Genomic DNA, 6,000 nt, shown 5'->3' on the forward strand with positions numbered 1-6,000 from the left:
TCGGACGTGCCCGCTCCGCTGGGCCGCCCCGGGCGCGCAGGCCGCGTGGCGCGGCCCGCCTGCGCGGACGGCCCGGTGGATCCGGACGGCTCAATCCTATTGCCGCGGCGGCGGCGCCGGGTGCCGCCGGAGGCCGCGGAGCGGCTGCGGTTCAGGCGGAGCGGCTGTGCTCGCCGCTGGGCAGCTGCCCGCTGTAGCCGGCCGGCGGGAGCTGGCCGCCGTGCTCGACGAGCCAGGGGACCACGTCGTCGGCCTGCAGCGGCGCGGCGAAGTGGCGGCCCTGGGCGGCGTAGCAGCCCATCGCACGCATGTCGGTGGCCACGCCCTCGGTCTCGACGCCTTCGGCAACGGCGCGCATGCCCAGCGTGCCCACCAGGTCGACGGCCGACTGCACGATCAGGTGGCCGTCGGGGTCGGCGAGGCTGCGCCGGACGAATGATTCGTCCAGTTTGATCTCGGCCACGGGCAGTCCGTTGAGCCGCGCCAGCGTGAAGTAGCCGGTGCCGAAGTCGTCCAAGGCGAGGGAGACGCCGAGGTCGGCCAGCGCGAGCATGGTGGGGGTGATCGCGTCGGCCTCGGCCACCATCACGCGTTCGCTGATCTCCAGCCGCAGCGCCTGCGGAGCGACGCCGTGGCGGCGCAGCGCCGCGGCGACGATATCGGGCAGGGTGGGGTCGAGGAGTTCGCGCGCGGAGAGGTTCACCGCCACCGGGATCCGCACGCCCTGTTCCCACCAGCGGGCGATCTGGGGCAGGGTGCGTTCCAGGACCTCGTGGGTGAAGCTGCGCATCAGGTAGGACTGTTCGACCAGCGGGACGAAGTCCTCGGGCGGAAGCACGCCGCGCTGCGGGTGGCGCCAGCGAACCAGTGCCTCAAGCCCCACGGCCTTGTGGTCGGCCAGGCCGATCTTGGGCTGGTAGTACATCATCAGCTCGTCGTCGACCAGTGCGCGGCGCAGCTCGCCGAAGAGGCTGAGCCGGGCCGTTGAGTTGCGGTCCTTGTCGGCCTCGTAAAGCTCGACACCGGTGCGGCGCTCCTTGGCGACGTACATGGCGACGTCGGCCCGCTGCATGATCAGCTCGAAGTCGGGCGCGTGGTTGGGGTACAGCGCGATGCCCACGCTGGCCTCAAGGTCGAAGTCCATGCCGTCCAGCCGCATCGGCTCGCCGAGGGAGACCCGCAGCCGGGCGGCGACCTCGCGGGCAGAGGCGGGGTCGCGCACCTGCGGCAGCAGCACGGCGAACTCGTCGCCGCCGAGCCGGGCCACCAGGTCGCCGGGGCGGACGCTGTGGGTGAGCCGCCGCGCCACGGTCTGCAGCAGGCGGTCGCCGGTGGGGTGGCCCAGGGTGTCGTTGACCTCCTTGAAACGGTCGAGGTCGAGCAGCAGCAGGCCGACCCGGTGCTTGCGCTGCTGGGCCTCTGCCAGCGCCTCCTGGGTGCGCAGGATGAGCAGTTTGCGGTTGGCGAGGCCGGTCAGTTCGTCGTGGTTGGCCTGGTGTTCGCGCTTGATTGACAGCGTGGCGCTGCTGTACAGGGCGGCCAGCGGGAAGACGAACAGCGGGACCAGCCAGATCTCCTCGGTCATGGCCACCGACACCAGCGGCGCGAGGCTGAGCAGGACGCCGTGCACGAACAGCCGCTGCCCGATGTCCTTGCGCAGCATCGCCACCAGCGGGGCGCGTTCGTGGACGGCCACGGCCATCTCGACCAGCACCACGTTGCAGACGAAGTAGGCGGCGCCGGCCAGGGCCACCGCGCCGAGGTCGGTGCCGGTGACCGCGCGGGGCGGGTCGGCCGCGCTGGACATGAGCAGCCGCAGCACCGCGTCGGCCGCGCCGAAGCTGAGCACGTACTGGGCGATGTTGAACAGCACCCGGTGCGGGGCGTGGCCGCGCGCGACCCCGGCGATGCTTGAGGCCACGGCCTGCACGAGACCGGCCACGGGCAGCCCGAAGGAGAGCAGCAGCGCGAACGCGAACGGGAGCGAGGTGGGTGCGCTCTGGTTGGGGGTGCTGCGCGGCGAGGCGATGGGGCGCAGCTCGCCGATGACGGTCATGCACAGCATCAGCCACACCAGCGGCTCAGCGGTGAGTTGGCGCAGCTGGTCGAGCCCGTACACGTAGAGCGCGGCACCGAGGAGGATCGCCCCGGCCGCCGTGATGCCGGTGAGGTAGAGCCACAGCGGCGTCCCGGCCCGGGGGCCGATATCCCGGGTGTTGTTGGGATCCAACATAGACGTCCTCAGGGGGATGCATGGTGCCCGGCGCCGTGCTTGCTCCCCCCGCGGCGCCAGGGGTTTCGAATGGAACCTGTCTGTGGTCCGTGTTGGCCCCCCATGACCGACACGGTTCTTGCGTCTGCAATAAGCGGGTACACCCGATCGGTTCCAGTTTCAGCTTACGACGTTCCATCACCAGGTGTCGCCGATCAGGGACTTTCAGTGAGTCAGGCGTCGCCTGGGATGATTGCCCGATTAAGCCGGAAATACTGCGACAGGTAGCCTAATGATCGCGGATCGTAGACGCTACTGCCAGCGCAGGCAAGCGGGTGCCGCACCGCCGCCCCGATGCGGCCAAAGCGGTGCTGAACAGCAAAAACGCACCCTTACTCCGTGCCGATGCGGTGTTCAGTGGCCGCTTCCGGCCCCTTATCGAGCAGCACTCGGAAACCGTCCTCGTCCAGGATCGGCACCCCGGCCTGCAGCGCCTTGTCGTACTTGCTGCCGGGACTGTCGCCAACCACGACGAACCCGGTCTTCTTGGAAACGGATCCGGTGACACGCCCGCCGCGCTCGGCGATGGCCTCCTTGGCCTCGTCGCGGCTGAAACCGGGCAGCGATCCGGTGACCACCACCGTTGTGTTGTCGAGCAGGCGCGGCCCGCCCGCCCCCTCTTCCTCCATGCGGACACCGGCATCGCGCCACTTGCGGATGATCTCGCGGTGCCAGTCGACGTCGAACCACTCGCGCAGGGACGCCACGATCGTGGGGCCGATGCCCTCGACCGCCGCCAACTCGTCGTCGGTGGCCTGGCCGATGGCCTCGATGGAGCGGAAATGCCGCGCCAGGTCCTCGGCGGCGCGCGGACCCACGTGCCGGATCGACAGTGCCACCAGCACCCGCCACAGCGGCCGCTCCTTGGCCTGCTCCAACTCCTCGAACAGCTTGTCGACGGTCTTCTTCGGTTCGCCCTTCTGGTTGGCGAAGAAGGTGACGACCTTGGGTTCGCCGGTCTTGGGATCGCGCTTGGGCTCGGTGGTGTCGGGGTCGAGCACCAGCGACCGGATGGGCAGCAGGTCATCGACCGTGAGGTCGAAGAGGTCGCCCTCGTCGCGCAGCGGCGGGGTCTTAGGGTGCAGCGGCTGGGTGAGGGCGGTGGCCGCCACATAGCCCAGTGCCTCGATGTCCAGCGCCTTGCGGCTGGCGATGTAGGCCAGCCGCTCGCGGCGCTGGCCGGGGCAGTCGCGGCTGTTGGGGCAGCGGAGGTCGACGTCGGCCTCTTTCTGCCGGCCGAGTTCGGTGCCGCACTCCGGGCAGGTCTCGGGCATGGCGAACTCGGTCTCGGAGCCGTCGCGGCGGTCGGTGACCGGCCCCACGATCTCCGGGATGACATCGCCGGCCTTGCGCAGCACCACGGTGTCGCCGATGAGCACCCCCTTGCGCACGACCTCCTGGGCGTTGTGCAGGGTGGCGAACTCGACCTCGGAGCCTGCCACGTGCACGGGCTCCATGACGCCGTAGGGCGTGACCCGGCCGGTGCGCCCGACGTTGACCCGGATGTCGACGAGGCGGGTGGTGACCTCTTCGGGCGGGTACTTGTAGGCGATCGCCCAGCGCGGAGCGCGGCTGGTGGAGCCGAGCCGGCGCTGCAGGGAGACGTCGTCGACCTTGATGACCACGCCGTCGATCTCGTAGGCGGGTTCGTGGCGGTGTTCGGTGTAGTAGGTGATGTAGTCGCGGACCTCATCGCGGGTGGTGAGCACCTGGTAGCGGTCGCTGACCGGCAGGCCCCACTCGCGGAGTTGGCCGTAGACGTGGGACTGGCGGGCGAACTCGACCCCGGTGTGCGCGCCGACACCGTGCACCAGCATGCTCAGCGGCCGGGTGGCGGTGATCCGCGGGTCCTTCTGGCGCAGCGAACCGGCGGCACCGTTGCGGGGGTTGGCGAAGGGGGTCTTGCCGTCGTCGGCCAGGCGGGCGTTCAGCTCGTCGAACGCCTCGCCCGGCAGGAAGACCTCGCCGCGGACCTCCATCAGCTCCGGCGCCGGCTGCGCCGATTCATCGAGCCGTTCGGGGATATCGGCGATCGTGCGGACGTTGAGCGTGATGTCCTCGCCGACGCGGCCGTCGCCGCGGGTGGCGGCCCGCACCAGGCGGCCGTGCTCGTAGACCAGGTCGACGGCCAGGCCGTCGATCTTGAGCTCGCACAGGTAAGCGTCGATCGGGGCCTCGGTCTCGACCCGTTCCACCCAGGACTCGAACTCCTCGGCGGAGAAGGCGTTGTCGAGGCTCTGCATGCGTTCGAGGTGCTCGACGGGCGCGAAGTCGACACTGACCGGCGCACCGACCTTCTGGGTGGGCGAATCCTGGGTGATCAGCGACGGGTGGAGTTCCTCAAGACCGCTCAGCTCGCGCATGAGCGTGTCGTACTCGGCATCGGAGATGATGGGGTTGCCCATGTAGTACCGGTAGCTGTGGTCGTCCAGCTCCTGGCACAATTCCGCATGGCGATCGCGCACCTCAGCGGGGATGCGGTCGTCAGCCGTCGGCTCCTGTGCGCTCACCCTCAGCCGTCCTTTCCGCAGAAACTAGCGCCGTGGCTCGTCATGCAGCACCCGGGCCGCCTGGCGGCACGCCTGCAGTGCCGCACGAGCGTGGTCAGGCGTTGCGCGGCCCAGTCCGCAGGTGGGTGTGACGACCACCGAACGGGTGAGCTGCTCGGGGGCGAAGCCGATGCGATTCCACAGTTCACGTACAGGGTCGACGGTATCGGCAGGGTCCGACAGAACCCCGCCCGCACTCGCCACGACACCGGTAAAAAGACCGGCGCCGTCCTCGACGGCGGTGCCGATGCTCTCGTCCAGTGCCCGCCCGATCAGCGTGGCGTCGACACTGATCGCGCGGGCGCCCGAGCGCCGCAGCAGATCCAGCGGAACCCCGGCGGCGCAGCAGTGCGCCATGGGCACGGCGCCGGCGCCGTCCAGCGCGGCGAACAGCTCGCGCAGCCGCGCCTCGACGGTGACCCGGTCGGGGGCGGGCAGCCGCCCGTAACCGCTGGCGGTGGGCACGGCACCGGCCAGCACAGCAGGCAGGGCGGGTTCGTCGACCTGCACCAGGACCTCGGCTCCGGGGACGCGTTTCTGCACTTCGGCCACGTGGGCGAGCACACCTTCGATGTGCGAGACGGCGAGGTCGGCGACGGCGCCGGAGTCGGCCACGAGCTTCTCGCCGCTGCGCAGCTCGACCGAGGCGGCCAGGGTCCACGGACCGGCGACCTGGATCTTCAGCGGCCCGCCGAAGCCTTGGGCGTGCTCCTCCAGCGCGTCGAGGTCGCGGGCGAGCATGCTCTGCGCCCGCTGGATGTCGCGCCCGGGCCGCTGGGCGGCGCGCCACCCGCGCGGGTGCACCTCCAGCGCAAGGTCCACCAGCAATCCGCCGGTGCGCCCGACCATCTCGGCGCCGGGCCCGCGCTCGGGCAGTTCCGGCAGGTGCGGCAGATCCGGCAACTCGCCGAACACGGTGCGCACGGCTTCGCCGGGGTCGGTGCCCGGGAACGAGCCGACACCGGTGTAGCTCGCCTGCGGCCAGGGATATCGCTGCTCAGTCACACACCCAAGGTTAGATCGTTCCCGGCGGGCCGGTGTCGCGCGGCGCATCCGGTCAGGGCGCCGGGGAGTCCTGGTTCTGCCGGGTGGCCGCGCCGCCGGTGCCGGGCCCGGTACCGGGAGCGGCGGCGCTGCGCCGCCGGCGGCGCAGCAGGACGGCCGCCGCAACGGCGGCGG

The 6,000-nt window shown here is 70.8% G+C and carries 3 protein-coding genes; all 3 read right to left on the minus strand.

The genetic code is table 11. The features are described 5' to 3' along the window. Window positions 1–151 precede the first annotated feature (151 nt). Window positions 152–2,233 carry a putative bifunctional diguanylate cyclase/phosphodiesterase gene (locus ACYVD5_RS11300; protein ID WP_461000934.1) on the minus strand — a complete coding sequence of 694 codons (2,082 nt, stop codon included), beginning with the start codon at window positions 2,231–2,233 and terminating at the stop codon, window positions 152–154. A 371-nt stretch (window positions 2,234–2,604) separates the two neighbouring features. Continuing rightward, complete coding sequence (ligA, locus tag ACYVD5_RS11305) at window positions 2,605–4,782, minus strand: NAD-dependent DNA ligase LigA (protein ID WP_461000935.1); 2,178 nt, start codon at window positions 4,780–4,782, stop codon at window positions 2,605–2,607. A 24-nt stretch (window positions 4,783–4,806) separates the two neighbouring features. Further along, the gene (locus tag ACYVD5_RS11310; RefSeq protein WP_461000936.1) at window positions 4,807–5,826 is read right to left on the minus strand and encodes a methionine synthase; all 1,020 of its coding nucleotides are present in this window, start codon (window positions 5,824–5,826) and stop codon (window positions 4,807–4,809) included. Between the last annotated feature and the right edge of the window lie 174 nt (window positions 5,827–6,000).

Source organism: Streptomonospora sediminis, from assembly GCF_054778995.1.

Coding starts and splice junctions, on each gene's coding strand:
- ACYVD5_RS11300 (WP_461000934.1), bottom strand. CDS start 2,233: ATGTTGGATCCCAACAACACCCGGGATATCGGCCCCCGGGCCGGGACG.